This window comes from Cryobacterium sp. HLT2-28, assembly GCF_004402495.1.
In the GTDB taxonomy this organism is placed as follows: Bacteria; Actinomycetota; Actinomycetes; order Actinomycetales; family Microbacteriaceae; genus Cryobacterium; species Cryobacterium mannosilyticum.
This window is the reverse complement of record NZ_SOFH01000021.1, coordinates 1-22,010: the sequence shown is the minus strand read 5'-3', so window position 1 is coordinate 22,010 and position 22,010 is coordinate 1. Positions and strand designations below refer to the sequence as shown.

Here is a 22,010-nt window from a genome sequence, read left to right as displayed (position 1 = left end):
CGGCGGCGGCAGGTCAGCGGCGCACGATCGAGCGCATCAGCCTCACCACGACGGAGAGGGACGCGATGTCGTCCTGGCCGAGGGCGTTGACCTCCTCGAACACGCTCCGGGCCCGGCCGAGCTGCTCGGCATTGAGGGCCTCCCAGGCCAGCACGCGCAGGTCGGCGTTGCCGGCATCCGTCTCGGCCAGCACGGCCGCCGTGATGTCGGCGACGGTCGAGTACAGGTCGTCGCGGAGAGCGGCACGGGCCAGGGCCTGCCACCGGTCCTTCCGCGGCAGCGCGGTGATGCGTTCGAGCAGGTTGTCCACGCCGAACCGGTCGTAGACCGTGTAGTACACGGCCGCGACATCGGCCATCGGCATGTCCAGGTTCGCCGCCACCTTCGCCACGTCGAGCAGCGCGAACACCTCGAACAGCTCGGCCCAGCGCCGGCCGAGGTCCTCGGGGAGCCCCCACTCCTTCGCCGTGGCCAGCAGCGCCTTCACCCGTCTCAGGTCGCCACCTTGCAGGTAGTCCACCAGCCGGGCCCGAACCTGGTCGATCTGCGGCTTGTACTGGGCGACGACCTCGCCGACCGGCCGTGCCGCACCCTGGTTGACCTGCCAGCGCACCGCCCGGTCGAGCAGCCGGCGCATGTCCAGGTGGATCGCGGTCCAGTGCTCGGTCGGGAACGACGACGGAAGCGCGTTCAGTTCGTCGACCATCACGTCGAGCTCGAAGATCTCCCGCAGGGCCACGAACGCCCGTGCCACTGTGGCCTGGTTGGCCGAGGTCTCCTCGATCGCCCGGAACGCGAAGGTCACCCCGCCTAGGTTGATCATGTCGTTCGCGACGACCGTGGCGATGATCTCCCGGCGCAGCGGATGCGTGTCCAGGTCGGCATCGAAGCGCTCCCGCAGCTGCCGGGGGAAGTACTCGCGCAGGGTTCGGCCGAACCACGGGTCGTCGGCCAGGTCGCTGTCGCGCAGCGAGGTGGCCAGGTCGATCTTGGCGTACGCCGCGAGCACCGACAGCTCGGGCGACGTGAGGCCCTGGCCGAGGCCCTGTTCGAGCCGGTCCCGCAGCACCAGCGTCGTCGGCAGCGCCTCGAGGTCGCGTTTGAGCTCTCCGGTCGCCTCCAGCCGGTCCATCAGCCGTTCGTAGCTGGGACTCCAGGTGGCCACCTTCACCCGGTCGTTGAGCAGCAGGATGTTCTGGTCGATGTTGTCCTCGAGCACCAGCCGGCCCACCTCGTCGGACATGTCGGCGAGGAACTCCGCCCGGTCCTTCTCGGCCAGCTTGCCCGCCGCGACCATCCGGTCGACGAAGACCTTGATGTTCACCTCATGGTCCGAGCAGTCGACCCCGGCCGAGTTGTCGATCGCGTCGGTGTTGAGGATCACGCCCTTCAGGGCAGCCTCGATCCGGCCCCGCTGGGTCAGGCCGAGGTTCCCGCCCTCGCCGACGACCCTGACCCGCAGGTCACGGCCGTCCACCCGGATGGCGTCGTTGGCCTTGTCGCCGACCTGCGCGGCGGTCTCCGTGCTGGCCTTGACATAGGTGCCGATCCCGCCGTTGTAGAGCAGGTCGGCGGGCGCCATCAGGATCGCCCGGAGGAGTTCCGGCGGGCTCAGCTGGGTGGTGCCGTCGGGCAGCCCGAGCGCCACCCGCACCTCAGGGGAGATCGGCACGACCTTCGCCTGCCGCGGGAAGATCCCGCCGCCGGCGCTGATCAGGCTCGCGGAGTAGTCGGCCCAGGACGAGCGCGGCAGGGCGAACAGCCGGCGCCGTTCGGCGAAGGATGCGACGGGATCCGGGTTCGGGTCCAGGAAGATGTGGCGGTGGTCGAACGCCGCGATCAACTGGATGTGTTCGGAGAGGAGCATGCCGTTGCCGAACACGTCCCCGGACATGTCGCCGACGCCGACGACGGTGAAGCCCTCGGTCTGGGTGTCGACGCCCAGCTCGCTGAAGTGGCGCTTGACCGACTCCCAGGCGCCGCGGGCGGTGATGCCCATCACCTTGTGGTCGTAGCCGATCGAACCGCCGGAGGCGAACGCGTCGCCGAGCCAGAAACCGTATTCGGCGGCCAGCCCGTTCGCGATGTCGGAGAACGTCGCCGTTCCCTTGTCGGCGGCGACCACCAGGTAGGAGTCGTCGTCGTCGTGGCGCACCACCCGGGCGGGCGGCACTAGCTGCTCCCCGTCGGCGGTCGTGACGAGGTTGTCGGTGAGGTCGAGCAGCCCGCGAATGAAGGTCTTGTAGCTTTCGACGCCCTCGGCCATCCAGGCGGCACGGTCGACGGCCGGGTCGGGGAGCTGCTTGGCGAAGAATCCGCCCTTCGCTCCGGTCGGCACGATCACCGCGTTTTTCACCGTCTGCGCCTTGACCAGGCCGAGCACCTCGGTGCGGAAGTCCTCCCGCCGGTCCGACCAGCGCAGCCCGCCGCGGGCGACCTTGCCGAAGCGCAGGTGCACGCCCTCCACCCGCGGGGAGTACACCCAGATCTCGTACCTGGGCCGCGGGAACGGCAGCAGTTCGATCGCCGTCGGGTCGAGTTTCACGCTGAGGTAGGGCTTGCCCTGGAAGTAGTTCGTGCGCAGGGTCGCCTCGATCAGGTTGATCAGGGTACGCAGGATCCGGTCGGCGTCGAGGGTGGCGACCTGCTCCATCGCCACGGTCAGCCGGCCGCGGATCTCCTCCGAGCGACGGATGCGCTCGTCCTCGCCCAGGTCGGGGTCGAACCGGGCCTCGAACAGGGAGACCAGCCCGCCGGTCACGGTCGGGTTGGCGAGCAGGGTGTCGGCGACGAAGCCGTAGGAGTTCGTGTTGCCGGCCTGGCGCAGGTACTTGGCGTAGCTGCGCAGGATGACGACCCGGTGCCAGGGCATGCCCTCGGTGAGGACCAGCCGGTCGAGGCCGTCCGACTCGGCGGCACCGCTGACGGCGGCGCCGAAGGAGTCTGCCAGCAGGGCGCCGGTGGCGATCGGGTCGACGCCGGCCGGGTAGGTCAGGCCCAGGTCGTAGAGGTAGAAGTCCCGGCCGTCGGCGGTTTTGATCTCGAACGGTACTTCGTCGAGCACCTCGATGCCGAGGTTCTGCAGGAACGGGAGAATCTGGCTCAGGCTCTTCGGCTCCATCATGTAGAGCTTGACCCGGGCATCCTCGACCGTGGCGCCGCGTCCGGCGGTGCTCCCGTCGTCGGCGTCGGTGACGGTGTCGCCGGCGCCCGCTCCGGTCGGCAGGTAGACGTGCAGGGCAGGCCGGGCCGGGCCGGTGCCGGCGGCACTCGCCGCCGCGGCCGCCGCGGCGCCGTCCTCGAACCGCCCGATGTCCGCCAGGGCCTCTTCGAGCTCGTAGTCCACCCGGTAGCTGGCGGGGAACGCCTCCGCCCACAGCTCGGAGAGCCGCTCCGCCTCGTCCAGCGGGTGGCTCTCGCGCAGTTTCTCGCCGATCCCCTCGGGCCAGGACCGCACGGCCATCACCAGCCGGTGCTCGAGCGCGGCGGCGTCGACGACGCCGACCGTGTCGTTCTTCTGCAGCCGGATCCGGAAGAACAGCCGGGCCAGCGCCGACTCGGTCATCCGGGCCTCGAAGTCGACGGACTCCGCGTGGAAGGTGTCCCGCAGCTCCTTCTCGATCCGCAGCCGCACGGCCGTGGTGTACCGGTCGCGGGGGAAGTAGACCAGCGCGGTCATGAACCGGCCGTAGACGTCCGGCCGGAGGAAGAGCCGGGTGCGGCGCCGCTCCTGCAGCCGCTGGATCGCCAGCGCGGTGCTGAACAGGGTGGGCATGTCGATCTGGAACAACTCGTCGCGGGGGTAGGTTTCCAGGATGCCGAGGAGTTCCTTGCCGCTGTGCGAACCGGGCGGGAACCCGGCCTGGTCCATCACGGCGTCGACCTTCTCACGCAGGATCGGCACATCACGCACCGAGCTCGTGTACGCCGTGGCCGCGAACAGGCCGATGAAGCGTTGCTCGCCGGTCACGTTCCCGTCCGCGTCGAAGCTCTTGATTCCGATGTAGTCGAAGTAGGCGGGCCGGTGCACGCTCGAGCGCGAGTTCGCCTTGGTGATGACCAGGGCGCTGCGCTCGCGAGCCTTGAGCCGGCCGGCATCCGTCAGATGCTGGATCTGGTGGCCGTCGTCCATGGAACGCAGCAGCCCCAGGCCGCTTCCGTCACGGATGCTCAGCACATCTTCTCCGTCGATGGTCTCCAGGTCGTACTCCCGGTAGCCGAGGAAGGTGAAGTTGTCGCGGTCGAGCCAGCGCAGCAGGTCCTGCGCCTGCTTGATCTCCTGGATGCCCTCGGCGTGGGCGACGTGGCCGAGGTCGTCGGCGATCTGCAGGGCCTTCGTGCGCATGGCCTGCCAGTCCTCGTTCGCGGCGCGCACGTCGCCGAGCACCTTGGCCAGCCCGGCGACGAGGGAGGCTCGGGCCTCGTTGCCGGCGGTTTCGATCTCGATCGCGATCCACGACTCGACCTGGGTGACGGTCTCGTCGGCGGCACCCGGACGGGTACCGTCGCCCCCGTGCACCCGGCTGACGCCGACCAGCTCGTTGGTGTCACGGTCCCGGGTGACGACGAGGAGCGGGTGCACCTCGAGGTGGATGGCCGAGTGCTGGCGCACGAGTTCGGCGGTGACCGAATCCACCAGGAACGGCATGTCATCGGTGACGATGTAGACGACGCTGCGGCCGGCTTCGTTCTCGATCTGGATGTTCGGGGTGTGGGGCGTGCGGCTCCGGGCGACCTCCCAATGGCGGATGGCCCGCTCCCGGAGCAGGTCGGTGGGGTAGTTCTGGGCGTCTTCACGGGCCAGGTGCTCGTAGTAGTCGCCCAGGAAAGCGTCGAGTGTGCTGCCTGCCGGGGATTGCCCGGTGCGGGTGGACTCAGGCGTCATTGAATTAAGCCTCCATCAGAAAATCTCCGCGTCATTGCGGAATTACGTGCGCACGATCCGGGGCATGCGACTGCCACGCCCCCTGTCTACCATCGTAGATTCGTCGGCGGGCTTCCGCGCACCGAACCACCGGGCAGTGCTGGATCGAGTGGCGATGCACCGGTGATCGAGCCTGTCGAGGTTCGACACACCGCACGCCAGGTGCCAGAGACCGAGCGTAGGCTGACCCGATGCGCGCAATCATCGTCGAAACCCCCGGGGGCCCCGAAGCCCTCACGCTCAGCACCGTCGCCGACCTCAGCGTCGGGGCCAGGGACATCCGGATTCGGGTGGCCGCGGCCGGCGTGAACCGCGCGGACGTGGCCCAACGCCTCGGCGCCTACCCCTCGCCGGCCGGGGCGCCGGGGTGGCCCGGGCTCGAGGTGTCCGGCGTGGTGACCGAGGTCGGGCCCGAGGCGACCCGGTTCGCGGTCGGCGACCGGGTCTGCGCCCTGCTCGCGGGAGGCGGCTACGCCACCGAGGCCGTGGTGCACGAAGAGCTGGCCCTGCCGGTTCCGGACTCGGTCGATCTCGTCGACGCGGCCGGGCTGCCCGAGGCGCTGGCCACCGTGTGGTCCAACGTGTTCATGAGCGCCGGCCTTGCCGCCGGCGAGACCCTGCTCGTGCACGGCGGCGCCAGCGGCATCGGCACCACCGCGATCCAGCTGGGTACGCTGGCCGGCGCGCGGGTGGCCGTGACGGCCGGGTCGGCCAAGAAGCTGGCCGTGTGCCGCAGCCTCGGCGCCGAGATCCTGATCGACTACCGCGAACAGGATTTCGCGGCGGAGATCGCCGCCGCGACCGACTCGCACGGCGCCGACGTGATTCTCGACATCATCGGCGGCTCCTATGCGGCACGCAATGTGGAGGCGCTCGCCGTGAACGGGCGCATCATGGTGATCGCCAACCAGAGCGGCGAGAACGCGAGCTTCAACCCGTTCCACCTGATGCAGAAGCGCGGCCGTTACTGGGGCACCACGCTGCGCGCCCGCCCGTTCGCGGAGAAGGCCGCGATCATCCGCGGGCTGCTGACGGATGTCTGGCCCTGGCTGGAGTCCGGAGCCTTCCACCCGGTCATCGACAGCCGGTTCTCGTTCGCCGAGGCGGCGGACGCGCACCGCCGGATGGAGGCATCCGCTCACGTGGGCAAGATCGTGCTGGTGCCCTGACGGCGAGTGCGGGGTGTCGACAGGCTCGACCACCGGCAGCTCGACCACCGGCAGCTCGACCACCGGCCGCTCGACCACCGCCCTACACTGGCGGGCATGATGATCACCCAGCTGGAACCAGGCGAGGTCTTCGTGTTCGGCTCCAACGCCGCTGGCTGGCACGCCGGCGGGGCGGCCGCCACGGCGTTGGAGCGATTCGGCGCGATCTGGGGCGAGGGGCACGGCCTGCACGGCCAGTCCTATGCGATCGACACGATGAGCGGGTTCGAGACGCTCGCCGCGGAGGCGGCGGCGTTCCTCGGGTTCGCGGCCGAGCATCCGGAACTCAGGTTTCTGGTCACGGAGGTCGGCTGCGGAATCGCGGGCTATTCCCCCGCCGAGGTCGCGCCGTTGTTCCGTGGGGCAGGGGCGAACGTGGTGCTGCCCGAGCGTTTCCGATGACGGGGCGGACCCCGAGCCGGCCGATGGATGCCGGCCCGGCGCCCGACTAGATGTCGAACTCCTCCGGTACGCCCGCCGAGGTCCTCGCCGCGCCATCGGCCTCGCGCAGTGCCTGCCGGGCGGTCTGCCGCACCGTCTCGTGCACAGACTCGTCGGTGTAGGTGGACGTGACGAGGATCGGCATGTGGTCGGAAGTGCCCTGGGGCAGCGTCTCGACGTTGTCGATGGTGAGCCCGGTGGAGGTGGCAAGGTCGAAGTGCCCGCGGAAGAACTTGTACCGGGTGTAGGTGCGGGAGTCGCTCAGGGTGAGGTCGTAGCCGGACTTGTTGATCTTGTCGCCGAGGTTGCGCTTGAAGATCGGGTAGTTGTAGTCGCCGACCATCAGGGTGGGCAGCCCCGGCCCGAGCAGGTTCAACTCCTCGTGCGCCGACTGGATCTGGTTGCGGCGGAGGGAGTTCAGCGCGGTGAGTGGTGCGGCGTGAAACGAGGCGACGACAAGTTCCCGGTCGGCGACCCGGTCGATCAACCGGGTGCCGATCAGACGCTCGTGGGCGGGGGTGAGCAGCCGGTCGTGCAGGGATTTCTTGAGTGCGAACGCCTGCGTCGTGACCGCCTCGAACCGGTCCTTGCGGTAGTAGATCGCGAGGCCGAGCCGGTTCGTCAGGGTGGAGTCGGCCAGGTGCAACAGGCCGATCTCGGAGGGCAGCTCGAGCGTGTCGCACTCCTGCAGGCAGAGGAGGTCGGGCTCGTATTGCTCGTCCAGCGCACTGAGCTCACCGCTGGCACGGTTCTTGCGGAGGTTGTAGCTGATGACCCTCACGGCAGACCTGTTTCCGACTCGATGGATGGGCTTCCAGCCTACGTTTCCCCGGCGCAGAACTTCCAATCGAGTCTCCGCCACCGCTGCGCGGCCCGGATCCGGCCCGGCGGGCTGGGGTCTCGGCGGTCCCACCTGCGTAACTCCTGCAATTTCGCGGGCCGGCTCCGAAGTCCGGGCAGAATTCCGCGGGAGGCGATTCCCACATCCATGAATTGCAGGAGTTATGCGCATGAACAGGGGACGGGCCGGCTGGGCGGCAGGGTGGGCGGCAGGGTGGGGTCAGCGCCAGCCGAGGGCCGGGGCCACGTGCCGCACGATCGACTCGAGCAGGTGCGCGTTGTAGACGACGCCGAGCTGGTTCGGGATGGTGACCAGCACCGTGTCCGCCTCGCGCACCGCCGCGTCGTCGGCCAGTTGCGCGGCGATCAGGTCGGGCTCCCCCACGTAGCTCTTGCCGAAACGGGCGAGGCCGCCGTCGAGGTGGCCGACCTGGTCTTCCTCCCCGGCACCGGCCTTGCGGCCGAAGTAGGCACGGTCCTGGTCATTGACGATCGGCAGGATGCTGCGGCTCACCGACACCCGCGGCGTGCCCGGGTGGCCGGCCTCGGCCCAGGCGGCGCGGAAGATGGCGATCTGCTCCGCCTGCAGGTCGCCGAACGGCACCCCGGTGTCTTCGGTGAGCAGGGTCGAGCTCATCAGGTTCATGCCCTGCTCGCCGGCCCACCTGGCTGTCTTGCGGGTGCCGGAGCCCCACCAGATCCGTTCGCTGAGCCCGGGTGATTGCGGCTGGATCGGGAGCAGGCCGGCGCGCCCGGTCATCTGCGGGTTCGCCGGGGCGATCCCGGCACCGGCGATCGCAGCCCGGAAGATCGCAGTGCGGGCACGGGCATCGTCCGCGTCCGTGCTGCCCTCCGCCGGCACGTACCCGAACGATTCGTAGCCGCGGAGGGCGGTCTCGGGCGAGCCGCGGCTGACGCCGAGTTGGAGCCGTCCGTTGCTGATCAGATCCGTGATCGCGGCCTCCTCCGCCATGTAGAGCGGGTTCTCGTAGCGCATATCGATCACGCCCGTGCCAAGATCGATCCGGCTGGTGCGAGCGGCCATCGCGGCGAGGAGCGGGAACGGCGAGGCAAACTGGGGCGCGAAATGGTGCACCCGCACGTAGGCACCGTCGACGCCGAGCTCCTCGGCGGCCTCGGCCAGTTCCACGGTCTGCACGAGGGCGTCCCTGGCGGTGCGCGCAAGCGAACCCTGCACGGGCTGGTGATGGCCGAACGAGAGGAATCCGATGCGTTTCATGTCGGATGCAGCGCCCGAGGTCCGCGCGCTATTCCCGGCCGCGTCACTCAACCGGGCCGACGGCTGTCTCGCGCCGCGACCGCGTCGAGTCAGCGCGGGCTCATTGCACGCTCAGGTGATCAGGGCGCGGGGTCACCCCTCCGTCCCGACTCTTCGACCGTCCGACCCTCCGGCCCGACCCTTCAACCGTCCGACCCTTCGCACGTGGAGCGTGTCGAGTCGACGTTCCACGACGGCCCCGACGGGCAGCGCCGAGGCGAAACCGACGAGATCGTCGAGCATGTTCGGCGCCTCGCGTGCGAAGCAATCGCGACACCAGCCTTCGGCGACGAAGCATTCCGCGAGGGCTTGCTCGTAGCCCTCAAGGGTGAGTCCGGAGACCTCGATCACTCTGGCCGTAGTCGTGGACTGGAGCGAGCTCATTCCGAGGAACGAGCGCCCGCACGCGCACTTTCGGCCGTAGAGATCGAGCCAGCTGGTCAGGCACGGGTCGAGCATGAACACCAACTCGCCCTCCGTACAGCGATTCTCATCGCTCGGCCGCGTGCCCTGGGTGGATCGGGTCGCCACAAGTACCTTCATTGTCATCTCCTTGGTCTCGGCACGAGCGTCAGGGAGCATCCGGTGGTCAGCTGGTCAGCTGTGCCTGACGGTAGTGGCAGCCACCGACATTCATGCCGAGGATGCCCCGCGCCGCTGAATAGACTCGTCAGCACGGGCGAGCAACGCCGGGGAGGTGGAACCGAGATGGCCCAGAACGACATCGTGCTGGTGCGGCACGGGCAGACCCAGTGGAGCATCTCCGGGCGGCACACCGGGCGCACCGACATCCCACTGACCGACCTCGGCCGCCAGCAGGCGGATGCCCTCGGCGAGATGCTGGACGGCCGGGACTTCTCGATGGTGCTGTCGAGCCCGCTGAAACGCGCCTGGGAGACCATGCAGCGCGCCGGGTATGCCGACCAGGGCATGCCTGACGAGAACATTCTCGAGTGGGACTACGGCGTGTTCGAGGGTCGCACGACAAGGGACATCCGCTCATCGGAGCCCGACTGGTCGGTGTGGACCTCCCCCATCGTCGGCGGCGAGACCGTCGACGAGGTCGGCGCTCGGGCCGATCTGGCCATCGAACGCTGCCTCGCCGCCCCCGGGCCGGTCGCCGTATTCGCCCACGGGCATTTCCTGCGGATCATGACGGCCCGCTGGATGGGGTTGCCCGCTGCGGCGGGCCGGCACCTGAGCCTCGGCACCGCCACCGTGTCCACGCTGGGCTGGGAACGCGAGAACCGCGTGCTTCAGATGTGGAATGACGCCTGCCACCTCAACTCGATGGACCCCGTGGTCTGAGCCGGCCGACTCGGCTGACCCGACTCGGCTGACCCGGCAGGGCTGAGCCGGCAGGGCTGACCCGGCAAGGCTGACCCGCCAGGGCAGACCGGGCCGAGTCGACGGTCAGGCCCGGCGGCGGTGCGCGCGGGGTGTCGACGAAGTGCCCGCGACCCGGGAATCGCCGAGGAAGCCCAGCACCTCCTGCACGAAGCCGGGCGCCGTTTGCGTGCCCAGGTGCCCCCTCCCGGGATAGAGGATGAGCTGCCCGCTCGGGATCAGCGCCGCCGTCTCCGTGAATAGTTCCGGGCTGTAGTACGCGTCCCGGTCGCCGCCGATCACAAGGGTCGGCGCGGTGATCCAGCCCAGGCGGACGCGCAGGTCGAAGCCGTCTTCGGCGTGGATGGTGGCGAGCAGGTCGGAGGTGCTCGTGCGGAAAAAGGCCGGGCCGATCAGCCAGCCGAGCGCCGCGAAGATCCTCCCGGTGCCGGCGGTCGCACCGAGCAGCCCGAACATCTCGGCGGCCGCCCGGCGGGGGCGATCCGCCCGCAACTCCTCCGCCACCCGCAACTGCACCGGGGCGCCGTGCGGGCCCAACCGGTAGGCGGCGGAGACGATCACGAGCCGCTTGACGACATCCGGGTGGTCGACGGCGAGCTGGAGCGCGACGCTGCCGCCGGTCGAGAAGGCCAGCACGTCGACCGGGCCGTCGAACCGGCTCCGCAGGGCCTCGGCATAGTCACGGGCCAGCTCAGCCATGGTCGCGTCCAGGGCCAGGCACGGGCGACGGTTGACCCACCAGACGCGGCGGGCCTGGGCGAATGGCAGCAGCGGCTGGGTCAGGGCCCGCCGTTCGCCGCCGGCCGGGGCGGCGTGGTTGGCGCTGATCCCGGGCAGCACGACCAGCGGCGGCCCCGACCCGAAACTGAGAAACGGCATCCCGCCGCGCAGGGTGCCGAAAACGCGTGTGCTGTCAGGCATCGAATCGACCCTTCACTGGGCGGCTGTCCCGGATGCCGCGGCCCGGCTCCGGAGGAGCCTGTGCCGAGAATACCCCGGCTGGTTCGACCGCCGCCACACTGCCGCGGTCAGCAATGTGGCCATCGACCCGGCTCCCGGTCGTGCTGTTGGAGATGACGATGTGGGCGATCACGATGCCGATCGCCACCGGCACGAGCAGGGTCGTCAGCCACAACTGCTTCCACTTGAGGGTGCCGGTCACCTGGTCGGCGTCCTTCCGGCTGACCTGGTAGTGCGGCGAGGCCGGGCGGATGTGGGGCGAATGCCGGGCGGATGCGGGGCGGATGCGGGGCGGATGCGCCACAATCAAAGCAACGCCACGCGCCACCGACGAGGGAGTCCCCCATGTTCCAGACCGTGCAATCCGCCGACGGTACCCTGATCGCCTACGAGACGACGGGAACCGGGCCGGCCGTGATCGTCTCCGGCGGTGCCTTCAACACGCGGATGTCGCCCGGCGCGCTCGTGCCGCTGCTCGCCCCGCATTTCACGGTCTACAGCTATGACCGCCGGGGCCGCGGCGACAGCACCGACACCCAGCCGTATGCCATCGCCCGCGAGATCGAGGACCTCGCGGCGCTGGTCGCCGCGGCCGGCGGGTCCGCCATGGTCTACGGGCACTCCTCCGGCGCCGTGCTCGCACTCGAGGCCGCCGCCGCGGGGCTGCCGATCACGAAGGTGGTCGCGTACGAGCCGCCGTTCACCGCCGAGGAGAACGGGCCGGGTTCCCTGGCCTGGGCCGACGAGGTGCGGGCCGCGATGGATGCCGGCGATCGCGAGCTGGCCGCGACCCGGTTCCTGCTCGGCATCGGCGCCGATCCCGACGGCGTGGCCGCCCTGACCCGGCAGCCGTGGTGGCCCGGCATGCTTGCCATTGCACACACGCTCCCCTACGACCTCGCCCTGGTCGGGGACGGGCTGGTCCACGCCGACCGGATCGGCAGGGTCGCGGCCCCGACGCTGCTCATCGACGGAGCCGAGAGCCCGCCGTGGGCCGGCACCGCGGCATCCGTCGCTGCGGAGACAATCCCCGGCGCCCGGCGGCTCACCCTCGACGGGCAGGACCACAACGTCGACCCGGCTGCCCTGGCGCCGGTGCTGATCGGGTTCTTCGCTTAGCCCGCGGGGCATGCCCCGGGCGGCGTTACGGAGAAAGCACCCTGGCGAAAGCCCGCCAGAGTGTGCCAGGGCGCTTTCTCCGCAACTCGGCCGACGGAGCGGCAAACGAAACCGTCAGGCCAGGGTGCTGGCGACCTCGCGGCTCGCGGCGATCATCCGGCGCACGGTCTCGAGCTGGATGTCGTCGGCGAAGGCGCTGCTGAGGCCGACCACGCTGACGCCGTTGGCGAGGAATTCCGGGGCGTTGACGGCGGTCAGACCGCCCGTGGCGACGAAGTTCATCTCCGGGTAGGGGCCTTTCATCGCCCTCGCCCACTGCGGACCGAGCACGGAGGCCGGGAATATCTTCGCCCAGTGGAGGCCGAGGGCCCTGGCCTGGAGGATCTCGCTCGCGGTGGCGACGGCCGGCAGGTGCGCGATGCCCCGGCGGGCGCTCTCAAGGACGATCTCCGGGTCGAGGCCGGGCGAGACCGTGAAGGAGACACCCACTCCGGCGGCGGCGTCGAGCTGTTCTAGGGTGGTCACGGTGCCGGCTCCGATGAGGAGTCCGTGCGCGGCCGCGGCGGCGGCCACGGCCCGGAGCGCGGGAACCGCGGCCGGGGTCTGGATCGGGATCTCGACGTGCTCGACGCCGGCAGCCCAGGCACGTTCAGACAGGCGCACCGACTCGTCGGCCGACAGCCCGCGCAAGACGGCGATGACGGGAACGCGGAAGAAGCCTTCGGAGAACCATTCGCTGGCGACGGTTGAGTGGATCATGCGATTTGTTTCCTTAGGTCGGGGGCGAATCTGTTGGGGGCGTGCGGGCCGTGGCCCGGGCGGAAGTCCTCCCGGCTGCCCAGCGCCCAGGACGCGAGCGAGTGGCCGCGGTTGAGACGCTCGGCGGATGCCGCGCCATTGATCAGTGCGGACAGGTAACCGGCCGCGAACGCGTCTCCGGCTCCCACCGGCTCGACCACCTCGACCTCATGGGCGGGCACCGTTGTCTGGGTTGCGGTGCCGTCGGAGTGCCGGGCGAATTCCGTGGCGTCGATGGATGAGTCCTTGACGATTAGGTACGGCACGTCGGGGAGCAACTCGTGCACGTCGACGGAGGTGGCGCAGCCCCAGAGGGTGGCCGCCTCGTCCAGCCCGACGAGCACGACCGAGGCCTTGCGGGCGAGTCCGAGAAGCCGGGGCGCCGCCTCACTCACCGGCCACAGTCCGGCGCGGTAGTTGACGTCGAAGGAGACGGATGCGCCCCACTCGGCCGCGGTGTCGAGCACATGCTCGACAAGGGCCGCGCAGCTCGGCGACAGTGCGGGTGTGATGCCGCTGGTGTGGATCCACAGGGCGGTCCTGGTCGGCCAGCCCGCGGCATCCGTCACCCCCAGCTCGGTCGCGGCGGAACCGGACCGATAGTAGAAGACGTGGGCGCCGGAGCCGGTGTCGGGTTCCTTGAGGTAGAGCCCGGTGGGTGAGGACAGGGTGCGGTTCACCCAGCGGGTGTCCACGCCGCCGCGGTCGAGGGTGGCGATGACCTTGGTGCCGACCGGGTCACGGCCGACGTTGCCGGCCCAGGCCACCAGGTGGCCGAGCTCGGCGAGGTGCGCCGCCACGTTGGATTCGGCACCGCCGATGTTGAGCTGGAAGCCCTCGGCACGGTCCAGGGGCAGCGACGCGGCGGGGGTGAAGACTCCCATAGTCTCGCCGAAGCAGAGCACGTCGGGTTTCGCGGTGATCGGGGTGGCTTCGTGGTCGATCCGGTGCTCGATCATGTCACCGCTCCAATGTGCCACGGCACGAATTCTTCCTGGCCGACGTCGAACTCTTCGCTGGTGGTCTGGGTGCCGGAGGCGACGGCGATGATCATCTCGAGAATCTCGGCGCCGACTTCGTCGACGCTGGCGGTTCCGTCGGCGATCCGCCCGGCGTTGATGTCGACGTCGTCGCCCTGGCGCAGGAACAGCTCGGTGTTGGTGCCCACCTTGATGCTGGGGGTGGGCTTGCAGCCGAAGACGGAGCCTCGGCCAGTGGTGAAGACGACGACGGTGGCGCCGCCCGCGACGAGGCCGGTGACAGACACCGGGTCGTAGCCGGGGGTGTCCATGAAGCCGAGGCCGCGCACGGCCATCGGTTCCGCGTATTCGTAGACCGCGGCGAGGTCGGCGCGGCCGGCCTTGGCGACGGCACCGAGCGACTTCTCCAGGATGGTGGTGATGCCGCCGGCCTTGTTGCCCGGTGAGGGGTTGTTGTCCATGGTGCCGCCGCCGGTGACGATGTACTTCTCCCACCAGTCGATCCGGTCGATCAGCTTGAGGCCGACCTCCCGGGTGGTGGCGCGGGCGGTAAGCAGGTGCTCCGCCCCGTAGATCTCGGGTGTCTCGGCGAGAACGGATGTCCCGCCGTTGGCCACGAGCACGTCCGACGCCCAGCCGAGGGCCGGATTCGCCGTGATGCCGGAGTAGCCGTCGGAGCCGCCGCAGTTGAGCCCGAGCACGAGTTCGGAGATGTCGATCGGTTCGCGGCGGCGTTCGTCGAGCTTCTCCGCCATGGCGAGGATCTTCTCCACGCCGGCGGCGACGGTGGCGCGCATGCCGCCGGTCTCCTGGATCGACATGGTCTCGACCAGGGTGTCGGCCGGCAGGTCGCCGCCGGAGAGGATGACGTCGGCCGGCGTCATCTCGCAGCCGAGGCTGAGCACGAGCACGCCGGCGATGTTCGGGTGCGCGGCGTAGCCGTTGAGGGTGCGGACGAGCATCTGTGCGCCCTCGCTCTCAAGCACGAGGCCGCATCCGCTCTGGTGGGTGAGGGCGATGACGCCGTCGACGTGCGGGAAACGGTCAAGCACCCCTCCCCGGAACCGGTCGGCGATCAGCTTCGCGGTGGTGCCGGAGCAGTTCACCGTGGTCAGGATCGCGATGTAATTGCGGGTTCCGGCTCGGCCATCCGCCCGGCGGTAACCGTCGAAGGTGCGGCGCTCGGTGGGAACCGGCAGCTCGGTATGCACAGTGCCGAACTCGTGCACCCGGGCGCCGAGGTCCATGCCAAGGTTGTGGCTGTGTACGTGCTCGCCGCGCTCGATCGGCGCCGTTGCGACGCCGATCGACTGGCCGTACTTGTGCACGGTCACCCCGGCGTCAACGTGGCCCAGGGCGATCTTGTGACCGCTCGGAACGGCGGCGACCACGGTCAGGACGCCGTCTGGGAGGTCGATGGTTTCCCCGGGAACGAGGTCCCGGAGGGCGACGGCGACGTCGTCACCCTTCGCCATGACGAGCACGGAGGTGCCCGTCGCGATGCTGCTGATGTGGCTCATGAGATCTTTCTCTCGTGTTGACGTACGGGGTGAGACGGGTGGGGACGGTGGGACTAGGCGCGCGCCGCGGGGGCCTCTTCGCCGATGACGCCGTTCTCCCAGCGGCCTTCCTCCAGGTCGATCGCGATGGCGTGGTACTTCTTGTCGCTCAGGCTGTAGAGGAAGTAGATGATGACGGCCGCGATCGCGAGGGCGACGGCCGGGTAGAGGGTCATCACGCTCTTGATGCCGGCGAGCGTGGCATCCGACTGGCTGGTCGCCTTGGCGACGTAGCCGGTGATGGCGAGCATGCCCGCTCCGACGAGCGCGGCGAGGGACTGGGCGACCTTGCGGGAGAAGTTGAATGCCGCGTAGGTCATGGTCTCCTTGCGAACACCGGTGTGCCACTCGCCGTAGTCGATGGTGTCGGAGACGAAGGCCCAGGTGACGCCGTTCGGAATCGCGAGGGCCGCGTAGCCGATGGTGACGAGGATCATGAACGTCCAGAGGTTCGTGGGGATGATGAAGTTCAGGCCGTTGGCGACGATGGAGACGACGAAGCCGAGCATGGCCGTCTTCTTCTTGCCCCACTTGGCCACCATCTTCGGGATGAACATGATGCCGACGATGGAGGCACCGATCATGACGAGATTGAGCACGGCCTGGAGGGCGATGTTGCCGAGGTTGTACTGGGCGAAGAAGATCATCATCATGTTGTTGACGTTCATCGAGGAGATGGTGAAGAGCGTCATCAGCACGAGGGCGAGCAGGGGCTTGTTGGTGAAGACGGCGCGGGCGTAGTCCTTGACGCCGTTCTTCTCGAAACCGACCGAGCGGTTGACGTACACGCGCTCCTTGGTGCCGCGGTAGCAAACGTAGAACGAGACGACACCGATGATGGCCATCACCATCGAGGCGAACATGAAGTTCCGTGCGGTCATGCCGCCGAAGATCATCATCATAGGGATGAACGCGAATCCGGTGATCCACTGCGCCCCGAGCGACCCGGCCTGGCGGGTGGTGGCGAGTTCGGCGCGATCCTTGATGTCGCGGGTCATCACCGAGGCCAGCGAGCCGTAGGGGTCGTTGGTGAAGGAATAAATGATGCCCCAGATCGCATACGTCGTGGCGGCGAAGGCGATCTTCCAGCCCATCTCCACGTCGGGCATTGTGAAGGTGACCACGGTCATCACGGCCAGGAGGATGGAGGAGACCATCATCACCGGCCGGAACTTTCCGCGCTTGCCGAATCGGCGGCTGTCGATGAACGCGGCCGCGATCGGGTCCATGAACGCGTCGAACAGTTTGCTGAGCGTGAAGATCAGGGCGACCACCGCGGGGGCGATGCCGGCCGTGTCGATCCAGAACTTGGTCAGGTAGCTCTGGCCGAGGTCGAACATGAAGCCGTTGCCGAAGTCTCCGAAGCCGTAGGCGACCTTCTCCTTGCGGGAGATCCGGTCGATGACGGTGACGCCCGCGGTTCCCTCCGGCCCGGTCGCGCCCATGGCTCCCGGGATGGTCCTGACGCGTTTTTCCTTGCTGATACTCATGATGCGAAATCACTCCTTCGTGCTGGATATGGGGATCGAACCGTGCTGATGTCGCCGTGCTGTTTATGCGTGTCGTGCGTGTTCATGGAGCCGGAACGCGGGTCTGAAGCGGTGTGGTCGCTCAGAACCCGAAGTAGGTGTTGGCGTTGTTGTAGGAGATGTCCTCGACCATCCGCCCGAGCACCTCCTCGTCGTCGGGCACCTCGCCGAGGGCCGCCCACTCGCCAAGCAGTTCGCAGAGGATCCGGCGGAAGTATTCGTGGCGCGGGTAGGAGAGGAAGCTGCGCGAGTCGGTCAGCATGCCGACGAAGTTGGAGAGCAGGCTCTCCTCCGCGAAGACCGATAGTTGCGTGCGCATCCCGTTGCGGGTGTCGTTGTGCCACCAGGCGTTGCCGAGCTGCAGTTTCTGCACGACGTCCTTCTGGTACGAGGCCATCAGGGTGACGAGCGGCAGCCAGTCGTTGGGGTTGAGCGAGAAGATGATGGTGCGGGGAACCGCGTCCTCGGTTTCCATCGCGTTGAACAAACGAGCGAGCGGCTCAGCGATGTTGCGGTCGTTGATCGCGTCGTAGCCGGTGTCGGCGCCCATCCGGGCGAATCCGGGGTCGTTGATGTTGCGCATAGCGTGGATGTGGAACTGCATCGTCCAGTCCTTCACGTTGTAGATGCGCATCAGGGCCTTGAGCAGCGCGGTACGGTACTGGGCGATTTCCGTCGCGCCGAGCGTCGTGCCGGTACGGGCCGCGGTGACGATCGCGTCCAGCTCGGCATCGGTCGCATCGGCGTATACGACGATGTCGAGGGCGTGGTCGGAGAGCCGGCTTCCCCTGGTGTGGAAGAAGTCGACGCGCCGGCTGAGCGCCTCGACGACATCCGCGAAGCCGTCGATGGTGACACCGGATGCCGCACCGAGCGTTTCGAGGTAGGCCGGGTAGCCGGCCTGGTCGATGTTGAGGGCCTTGTCCGGGCGGAAGGCCGGCAGCACGCGGAACGCGGTCTCGCTCCCCAGGAGTTCGTGCACGTGCAGGTCGTCCGCCGGGTCATCAGTGGTGACGACGATCTTGACGTTCATGCTCCGGATCAGGCTCCGGCGGGAGAACTCGGGCGTGGCCAGCAGCAGGTTGGCCGCGTCGTAGACCTCACGCGCGGTGTCGCGGGTGAGCACGGTGTCGATGCCGAAGAAGCGCTTAAGCTCCAGGTGCGCCCACACGTAGAGCGGGTTGCCGAGGGCCTTCTCGAGGGTGCCCGCCCAGGCGTAGAACTTATCGAAGTCCGCGCCGTCGCCGGTGATCAGACGCTCGGGCACCCCGTTGGTGCGCATCAGGCGCCACTTGTAGTGGTCGCCGTAGTTGTCGCCGCCGAGCCAGGCCTCGGTGATCGTGGCGAAGTTCCCGTCGTCCAGGATTTCCTGCGGGCTGAGGTGGCAGTGGTAGTCGACGATCGGCATGTTCTTCGCGTGGTTGTGGAAGAGTGCTTTCGCCATCGGTGTGGTGAGCAGGAAGTCGTCGTTCAAGAACATCAGTTTCGGTCCCTTGTCGATTACGCGTGGGCGGCGGTCGGCGCCGATGCCGTCACGCTGAGGTCGGCCAGGGTGGCGCGCACGCCGCGGCCTCGCAGGCTCTCGATGCCGGCCGCGACCTGGGCGGTGAGGCCCGCAACAGCGGTGAGGTCGGTTCCCCACAGGGTGTCGGTGGCGAGGATCGCGCCGACGTAGGCCTTGAGGTCGCCGGGCGCGGCGAGGTACTCCGCGTGGAAGATCTCGAGGGTTTCGGCTCCGTCGACCGGCTGCACCGTGACCGCGGGGTCGCCGCTGTAGGTGAGCAGCAGGGCGGAGAGCGCGAGGGTGATCCGGGGCGGGAGGGCGTTGTTCTTCGTGTGGAAGCTGAGCAGGATGGGCAGTAGGCGCGACCGGAATTTTGAGGCGGTGTTGAGGGCGATCGAGGCCAGTTCGTGGTGCATGAACGGGTTCTCGAAGCGTTCCTTGACGGATTCCGCATAGGCCGCCAGTTCGTCGTGCGGGAGGTCGAGCACTGGGATGATCTCCTCGTACATCTCGGCGTTGATGAACGCGGCGAGTTCGGCATCCGTCATCACGTCGCGCACCGTCTCGACGCCGTCGAGCCGGAAGATCGCGGCCATGGTCGTGTGCGGGCCGTTGAGCAGGAAGACCTTGCGTTCGCGGTACGGCGTCATGTTGTCGGTGACGGTCACGTTCAGGCCGGCGCGGCGAAGCGGCAGGATGTCTTCGAGCGCCTTCGGGCCCTCAATCACCCAGAGCAGGAACGGCTCTGCCTTCACGAGCGAGCTGTCCTCGTAGCCGAATTCCTCGGCGAGGGCCGCGGCGCGGTCGGCCGGGTGGCCGGGCACGATCCGGTCGACGAGCGTGGAGTAGAAGGTGTTGCTCTCGTTCAGCCAGGCGTCGAAGTCGGCGCCGAGCGACCACAGGGCGGCGGTCTTCTGCACGGCCTCCTTGAGCTTGGGACCGTTCTGCTCGATCAGCTCGCACGGGATGATGTGGAATCCCTTCTTGCCGAGGGTGAATCGTCTGAAGAGGAGCGCGGTCAGCTTGCCGGGGAAGCTCGGTTGCGGGGCGTCGTCGAGGCGGTCGCGGGTGTCGAAGGCGATGCCGGCCTCGGTGGTGTTCGAGACGATGAACTCGATGTCGTCGTCGGCGGCCAGGCCGAGGTAGGCCTGGTAGTCGAGGTAGGGGTCGACGGTACCGTTGACCACGGTGATCACCTCGTGACTCTCGACCTCCTCGCCCTCGTGCAGTCCCTCCAGGAGCACGGTGAACAGCCCGTCCTGGGCGTCGAGGTCGGCGACGCGGCCGCCGGCGAGCGGTTGCACGATCTTCACGCCGCCGTTGAAGAGGCCCTGGTCGTTCATCTGCTGGATCTGCCAGTCGACGAACGCCCGCAGGAAGTTCCCCTCGCCGAACTGGATGACCTTCGTCGGCAGTTCGGTCCGGGCGGGAACGACGCTGTTCGAGAGTTTCTGCATGGGGGTCCGTTCGGTCGTGGAGTCGGTGTTCGAGGTGTTCGCGGGCGACTTCGTCGCGGTGATGGCAACCTGCATCCGGTGCGTCACGCCCGGCGCGATGGTGACGAGGTTGTCGCCGACATTGCAGGTCTCGACGCAGGCGGTCCGGGTCCACTCGGCGTCGCCGAAGTCGGCGATGGCGGATGCCTTCAGCTCGCCGGCATTCCAGACCACCGTCTGCGCGGCGTTCCAGGCGACGGCGGTGATGCTGCGGTCGTTCGCCGGGTCGACGAGCGTGAGCTCGGGCGGCATCGGGTAGAGCCGGTCGATCTCCCGGCCGTGGAAGGTGACGGGCAGCAGCGAGCTCCCGGTGGACGCCGGCGTGATCGAGCGGTCCAGGTAGGGCAGGGTCTCGAGTCCGGTCAGCACGCTCGTCGTGACGTCGCCGACGCCGAAGTAGGTGTGGAAGGCCTCTTCGAAGCTCAACAGCGTCGCGCCGTCGTTGCGCACGGTGAGCTCGAGTTCCAGCTGGGCGCCGACCGTGACGAAGTAGTGGGCCGTGAACGGGTGGAACCCGGCCGGCACGCCCGCACTGTTCTGGGTGAGCTCGAAGGTGAGTCTTGCCGCGTCGCCGAGGCGTTTGGTGTCGACGAGCGACCAGCCGGCCAGGCGGGCCCAGCCGTGGTTGGGGGCTGCGGCATCCGTTTTGTTCGGGCCGAACCAGGGGAAGCAGATCGGAACGCCGCCGCGGAGGGGTGCGTCGTCGGAGAAGACGCCGAACTCGCTCATCCAGAGCACCGGCTGGTGGCCGGCCGGGGTGAAGCCGGCGACGTGGGCACCGTGCAGGTAGATGAGCGCCGTTGCCGCGGGAACGGTGACCTCGACCGCTGCCAGGCCGCCGCGGCCGTCGACCAGGCGGATGCCCGGGGCGAGCCGGTCGGCGACGGGCATCACGATGCCACGGCGCAGTCCGATACGAAATGACTCGTATGGGTGTTCATTTCTACCTCCTCGATGAGATCAGGTCCTGACGGTCGTTCCGTCCAGCAGAACATCTTTCCGTCTGAAAGAACACTAGCAGTTACATAGGCAGGTTAAGAACCTGATTCCGCGATAGAATGAGCCTCAAGCGTTCCACCGGACAGAACAACCAGTTCACGGTCAATAAACGCAGTTCCAATTCACGAAGGGATCGATGTCAGTGACCCTGACCAACTCAATTCAGACGATTCCCACTGGCGCGTCCACCAAGGACAGCGCGGCCCGCAAGCTACTTCGAGTGCTCGAGGCCGTCTCCAGTCCGAGCGAGGCCCACCGGCTGAGCGACCTGGTCAAGGAGACCGGCCTGACCAAGACCAGCGTCTTCCGGCTCCTCTCCGAGCTGGTCGACGAGGGGTATGTCAGTCGCACCACCGACGGCACGTATTCCCCTGGACGTGCCCTGCGTGTGCTCGCGCTCCGGCTCGCCAAGAACAGCACGGATGACTCAGACCAGGTACGCACCCGGTTGAAGCGACTTCAGGAGGACGTGCAGAGCACCATTCACTTCGCCCTGCGCACCGGTGACTGGGCAACCTATGTCGAGAAGGTCGAGGACACCGCGCAGCCGATCCGGATGGCGTCGCGGATCGGGGCCCAGATCCCATTGCATTCAACGGCCATCGGCAAGGCAGTGCTGGCCTACCTGCCCGAGAGCGAGGTGCGCAAGTACGCCGCGAAGACGGGCCTTCCGCGCCGCACGGACAAGACGATCACCGACGTCGAGAGTCTGCTGACCGACGGCGAACTCGTGCGCAACCGCGGCTACTCGATCGACGACGAGGAGAACGAGGAGCACATCCGCTGCATGGCGACGCCCGTCTTCGACACCCGGAACAACCTGCTCGGCGGCATCGGCATCACCACGATCGCACCCCTGGTCACGCAGCAGAAGCTGGAGTCGTTCGCGCCACTGCTGCTCACCGCGGCGCGCGACATCATGGGCCTCGTCTAGATGAGTGAGTCCTAATCGATTGTCGGTAGCGGTACACGTCTAGTCAGATCGGACTGGCCCGGCGTGGACGCTGTTAATCGAAGGCGGAGGGTG

At 68.3% G+C, this 22,010-nt stretch carries 17 protein-coding genes; 5 read left to right on the top strand and 12 right to left on the bottom strand.

The window, feature by feature from the left end; all coding sequences use genetic code 11:
* Window positions 1-13: 13 nt before the first annotated feature.
* The gene (locus E3O48_RS10295) at window positions 14-4,885 is read right to left on the bottom strand and encodes an NAD-glutamate dehydrogenase (RefSeq protein WP_134538606.1); all 4,872 of its coding nucleotides are present in this window, start codon (window positions 4,883-4,885) and stop codon (window positions 14-16) included.
* Between the two features lie 230 nt (window positions 4,886-5,115).
* On the opposite strand from E3O48_RS10295, the gene E3O48_RS10290 reads away from it, so the two are divergent.
* Together E3O48_RS10290 and E3O48_RS10285 are read left to right on the top strand one after the other, a co-directional pair.
* A complete protein-coding gene (locus tag E3O48_RS10290; RefSeq protein ID WP_134538604.1) occupies window positions 5,116-6,093 on the top strand; it encodes an NAD(P)H-quinone oxidoreductase in 978 nt (325 codons plus the stop codon).
* Window positions 6,094-6,189: 96 nt separating this feature from the next.
* The gene (locus tag E3O48_RS10285; RefSeq protein WP_134538602.1) at window positions 6,190-6,534 is read left to right on the top strand and encodes a hypothetical protein; all 345 of its coding nucleotides are present in this window, start codon (window positions 6,190-6,192) and stop codon (window positions 6,532-6,534) included.
* Window positions 6,535-6,580: 46 nt separating this feature from the next.
* Here the strand turns inward: E3O48_RS10285 and E3O48_RS10280 are convergent, their stop codons facing one another.
* The 3 genes from E3O48_RS10280 to E3O48_RS10270 form a co-directional block, all read right to left on the bottom strand.
* On the bottom strand, window positions 6,581-7,354 hold the full coding sequence (locus E3O48_RS10280; RefSeq protein WP_134538600.1) for an endonuclease/exonuclease/phosphatase family protein: 774 nt from the start codon (window positions 7,352-7,354) through the stop codon (window positions 6,581-6,583).
* Between the two features lie 279 nt (window positions 7,355-7,633).
* Window positions 7,634-8,653 carry an LLM class flavin-dependent oxidoreductase gene (locus E3O48_RS10275; protein ID WP_134538598.1) on the bottom strand — a complete coding sequence of 340 codons (1,020 nt, stop codon included), beginning with the start codon at window positions 8,651-8,653 and terminating at the stop codon, window positions 7,634-7,636.
* Between the two features lie 132 nt (window positions 8,654-8,785).
* A complete protein-coding gene (locus E3O48_RS10270; protein ID WP_134538596.1) occupies window positions 8,786-9,235 on the bottom strand; it encodes a hypothetical protein in 450 nt (149 codons plus the stop codon).
* Between the two features lie 165 nt (window positions 9,236-9,400).
* On the opposite strand from E3O48_RS10270, the gene E3O48_RS10265 reads away from it, so the two are divergent.
* Window positions 9,401-10,000 carry a histidine phosphatase family protein gene (locus E3O48_RS10265; RefSeq protein WP_134538595.1) on the top strand — a complete coding sequence of 200 codons (600 nt, stop codon included), beginning with the start codon at window positions 9,401-9,403 and terminating at the stop codon, window positions 9,998-10,000.
* Between the two features lie 105 nt (window positions 10,001-10,105).
* Here E3O48_RS10265 and E3O48_RS10260 read toward each other — a convergent pair whose 3' ends face one another.
* Together E3O48_RS10260 and E3O48_RS10255 are read right to left on the bottom strand one after the other, a co-directional pair.
* Window positions 10,106-10,960, bottom strand: a complete 855-nt coding sequence (locus E3O48_RS10260) for an alpha/beta fold hydrolase (RefSeq protein ID WP_134538593.1) — start codon at window positions 10,958-10,960, stop codon at window positions 10,106-10,108.
* Entirely contained in the window at window positions 10,953-11,303 is a 351-nt protein-coding gene (locus E3O48_RS10255) for a hypothetical protein (RefSeq protein ID WP_134538591.1), read from the bottom strand. The genes E3O48_RS10260 and E3O48_RS10255 overlap by 8 nt, the downstream gene beginning before the upstream one ends.
* A gap of 41 nt (window positions 11,304-11,344) precedes the next feature.
* Between E3O48_RS10255 and E3O48_RS10250 the strand changes: the two genes are divergently transcribed.
* Complete coding sequence (locus E3O48_RS10250; RefSeq protein WP_134510691.1) at window positions 11,345-12,118, top strand: alpha/beta fold hydrolase; 774 nt, start codon at window positions 11,345-11,347, stop codon at window positions 12,116-12,118.
* A gap of 114 nt (window positions 12,119-12,232) precedes the next feature.
* On the opposite strand, the gene E3O48_RS10245 is transcribed toward E3O48_RS10250, so the two are convergent.
* The 6 genes from E3O48_RS10245 to E3O48_RS10220 all read right to left on the bottom strand — a co-directional run bounded on the left by E3O48_RS10245 (window position 12,233) and on the right by E3O48_RS10220 (window position 20,875).
* Entirely contained in the window at window positions 12,233-12,877 is a 645-nt protein-coding gene (locus E3O48_RS10245) for a bifunctional 4-hydroxy-2-oxoglutarate aldolase/2-dehydro-3-deoxy-phosphogluconate aldolase (protein ID WP_134538589.1), read from the bottom strand.
* Window positions 12,874-13,896: a sugar kinase gene (locus E3O48_RS10240; protein ID WP_241982494.1), complete on the bottom strand. Its 1,023-nt coding sequence runs from the start codon at window positions 13,894-13,896 to the stop codon at window positions 12,874-12,876. Before E3O48_RS10240 ends, E3O48_RS10245 begins: the two co-directional genes overlap by 4 nt.
* Window positions 13,872-15,416 (bottom strand): UxaA family hydrolase, encoded by a 1,545-nt coding sequence (locus tag E3O48_RS10235; RefSeq protein WP_134538587.1) that lies wholly within the window; start codon window positions 15,414-15,416, stop codon window positions 13,872-13,874. The genes E3O48_RS10240 and E3O48_RS10235 overlap by 25 nt, the downstream gene beginning before the upstream one ends.
* Window positions 15,417-15,469: 53 nt before the next feature.
* Window positions 15,470-16,945, bottom strand: a complete 1,476-nt coding sequence (locus tag E3O48_RS10230) for a glycoside-pentoside-hexuronide (GPH):cation symporter (protein WP_198413056.1) — start codon at window positions 16,943-16,945, stop codon at window positions 15,470-15,472.
* A 121-nt stretch (window positions 16,946-17,066) separates the two neighbouring features.
* A complete protein-coding gene (uxaC, locus tag E3O48_RS10225) occupies window positions 17,067-18,464 on the bottom strand; it encodes a glucuronate isomerase (protein WP_134538585.1) in 1,398 nt (465 codons plus the stop codon).
* A gap of 20 nt (window positions 18,465-18,484) precedes the next feature.
* Window positions 18,485-20,875 (bottom strand): tagaturonate reductase, encoded by a 2,391-nt coding sequence (locus E3O48_RS10220; RefSeq protein ID WP_134538583.1) that lies wholly within the window; start codon window positions 20,873-20,875, stop codon window positions 18,485-18,487.
* 244 nt (window positions 20,876-21,119) lie between these two features.
* On the opposite strand from E3O48_RS10220, the gene E3O48_RS10215 reads away from it, so the two are divergent.
* A complete protein-coding gene (locus E3O48_RS10215) occupies window positions 21,120-21,917 on the top strand; it encodes an IclR family transcriptional regulator (RefSeq protein ID WP_134538581.1) in 798 nt (265 codons plus the stop codon).
* Window positions 21,918-22,010: the final 93 nt, after the last annotated feature.